Origin of the sequence: Streptomyces viridosporus, assembly GCF_002078235.1 — a bacterium.
Lineage (GTDB): Bacteria > Actinomycetota > Actinomycetes > Streptomycetales > Streptomycetaceae > Streptomyces > Streptomyces viridosporus.
The window spans coordinates 1-2680 of sequence record NZ_MSGP01000778.1; the positions used below are offsets into that span (position 1 = coordinate 1).

Below are 2680 nucleotides of genomic sequence, written 5' to 3' on the forward strand. Positions count from 1 at the left end.
CGTGTTCCCCCACGGCAAGGTCACCGCCCCGCGCCGGACGCCTGCTCCCTCTTTGCCGCCCCGCTCCCCCGACGGGGCGGCAAAGAGGGACCCGCCCCTCCCGAACGAAGGGAAGCCGACGTGCACCATCTGATCGCCAGCCCGTTCCTGGAACAGCATGTGCTGCTGCGGCCCGGCCGCAAGAACGGCCTCCTGCTGCCCGAAGCGAACTACGAAGAACTGCGCTCCCACGACCCCGCCCAGCCCGCACCCGCCTGGCTGGCCGACACCGTCCGCGATCAGTGGGGCATGGACGTGGCAGGCCGACCGACAGGTGACTTCCTGCTCGTCCGGCAGCCGTCTCCCTGGGGCTACGGCAAAGCGAGCTGGGAGGTCAACCTCGGCTGTAACTACGCCTGCAAGCACTGCTACCTGGGGCTCAAGGTGAACTCCGGCATGCCGCTGCCGGACAAGCTGCGGTGCCTGGACATGATGGCCGAGGCCGGCGTGCTGTGGCTCCAGATCACCGGCGGCGAGCCCACCATCGACAAGGACTTCCTGCGCTCCTACCGGCACGCGTTCGAGCTGGGCATGATGCTCACGGTCTCCACCAACGGCTCCCTGCTGTGGCGCGAGAACATCCTGCGCCTGTTCGAGGAATGCCCTCCGTACCGCGTCACGGTGTCCATGTACGGAGCGACCAAGACCAGCTACGACGAGCTGACGCAACGGTCCGGCGCATGGGACCTGTTCGTCCAGGGCATGAATGCCGCCCGTCACGCCCGGCTGCCACTGCGTATGAGCGTCATCGTCACCGAGGACAACGCGCACGAAGAGACCGCGATGATCGACCTGTGCGAGCGCTGGGGCGTGGAGCACGAGGTGTACACGAACATGACGCCGACCATCTACGGCGGAGGGGAAGTCCTCACCGCGCAGTCCAAGGACCACCTGCGCATGCGCAAGCAGTTCACGGGCTGCAACGCGGGACACACCTTCTTCCACATGGACCCGCATGGGCTGGTGTCCATCTGCAAGATCGGCCGCGACGACCAGATTTCCCTCCCGCGGGAGGGTATCGGCGGCCTCGCCCGGCTCGGCGCCATCGCCGACCGACTGATGCTTCGCACCGGAGGCTGCTCGGGATGTGCGCTCTCCGGTTCCTGCACCGTATGCAGGCCCCTGGCCAAGCACTTCCAGGAGGCGAAGGCCCCGCTGGCGGCTTACTGCCAGCACGGACGAAAGAAAGCAGGGTGAACACATGACCGCTGTAGCAGTCGAGATCTCCCCGAGGCGCCCGCTTCCGGGCGACGGGCCCACCCGGGGCGGTGACCTGCCGTACTTCACCCGGCCGATCCTCTCCCCGGCCGAGCCGATCACCCAGATCACCGGCATCGCCGACATGGACAAGCTCATGGACAGCGCCAAGTGCAGCTGCTCCGCGGGCGACGACAACCCCCACTAACCGGTCGTAACCGCTAGAAACCGCTCGGGCCTCGGTGTCTTCTGCGCCGAGGCCCGAGTCATGCGTGGCGGGCGAGTAGCGTTGGCCTCATGCGCTTGCTGTGGGAGTGGTTGCACCCTGTGATCCGCGTGCCTTACGTGCCGACGATCGGCCCCGTCCACCCCGACGCGCTGGGCCCGGCCCTGTTCGATGACGTCCTGCGCGTCGCCGGTACCGGCACGTTCCTGCCGTACGACAAGGATCAGCGCTGGGCCGCAACGAAGGACGAGACCGTACTGCTCGATCACATCGAGCACACCGGTGCGCGGACCTTGGTCCCCACCCTGCGCAACCGCGGCAGCGGCACCCTCACCGTCTACGCCTACGGGCCTGGCGCCGAAGAGGCCGCGGGCCTGGCCGCCAAGCTCGCCGCCGGCCACCACACCTCCACCGCCCGGGTGATCACCTTCCACGCCCCGGAAGAGACGCCACCGGCCGGCACCGCCGTCACCCGCGTGCAGATGAAGCCTTTCGCCCGCCCCCGGCACGAGGACCAGCCCGGCGCCATCCGAGCCGTGGCTACTCTGCCCGAGCCGGTGCGGGACACGTTCGCCGCGTTCGCCGACCGGCTGACCAGCGACGGGTTCGCGTTCCTGCACAGCCAGATGCAGGCCGGTGCCGTCGGCCCCGTCCTGGCCGCCACCGACGGCGGCCGCATCGTGGGCGCGATCGGCCCCATGGAGACCATGCCCGACCACGCCGGAGCAACCCGGCTGCTGCCGCAGTATTTCGGCGTTCTGCCCGAGCACCGCGGCCACGGCCACGGCCGCGCCCTGTGGCGCGCCGCCATGGCGTGGGGCGCCGCTCACGGCGCCGACTACCAGTTGCTGCAGACCGAAATCGGTGGCGCCTCGGATCAACTGTGCCAGTCCGAAGGACTGCGCTCACTCGGGTTCGTCAGCGTCACCAAGCTCTGACCCGCACGTCCCGCCGCCTGACACCGGCCCTCCACACGGCCCCGCTCGTCCGCTTCCCCCCCGTGGCGGATGAGCGGGGCTCTTGCCGTACCTCCTAAACCTCTCAGCCACCAGGTGTAACGCCCTGGGCGGTCACTCCGTCCATATGGCGTCGAGACGTTGACGCTGGGGGCCACTGAGCTATCAGGAGGACTTTCAGTGACGACAGCGCTGCGACGGCTTCGTCGACTACACGGTGCCGCCCGGCCCGGACCGCTCCCCCACCCACGCCTGGTACCTC

3 protein-coding genes are annotated in these 2680 nt (G+C 69.0%); all 3 read left to right on the plus strand.

Annotated elements, in window-relative coordinates; genetic code table 11:
- The first annotated feature begins 120 nt into the window (after positions 1-120).
- The 3 genes from B7L92_RS37420 to B7L92_RS37430 all read left to right on the plus strand — a co-directional run bounded on the left by B7L92_RS37420 (position 121) and on the right by B7L92_RS37430 (position 2400).
- Positions 121-1236, plus strand: coding sequence for a radical SAM protein (locus B7L92_RS37420; RefSeq protein ID WP_081241568.1), 1116 nt, complete (start codon positions 121-123; stop codon positions 1234-1236).
- 4 nt (positions 1237-1240) lie between these two features.
- On the plus strand, positions 1241-1444 hold the full coding sequence (locus B7L92_RS37425; protein ID WP_081241569.1) for a hypothetical protein: 204 nt from the start codon (positions 1241-1243) through the stop codon (positions 1442-1444).
- Positions 1445-1533: 89 nt separating this feature from the next.
- Positions 1534-2400: a GNAT family N-acetyltransferase gene (locus tag B7L92_RS37430; RefSeq protein WP_081241570.1), complete on the plus strand. Its 867-nt coding sequence runs from the start codon at positions 1534-1536 to the stop codon at positions 2398-2400.
- The last annotated feature ends 280 nt before the right edge of the window (positions 2401-2680 follow it).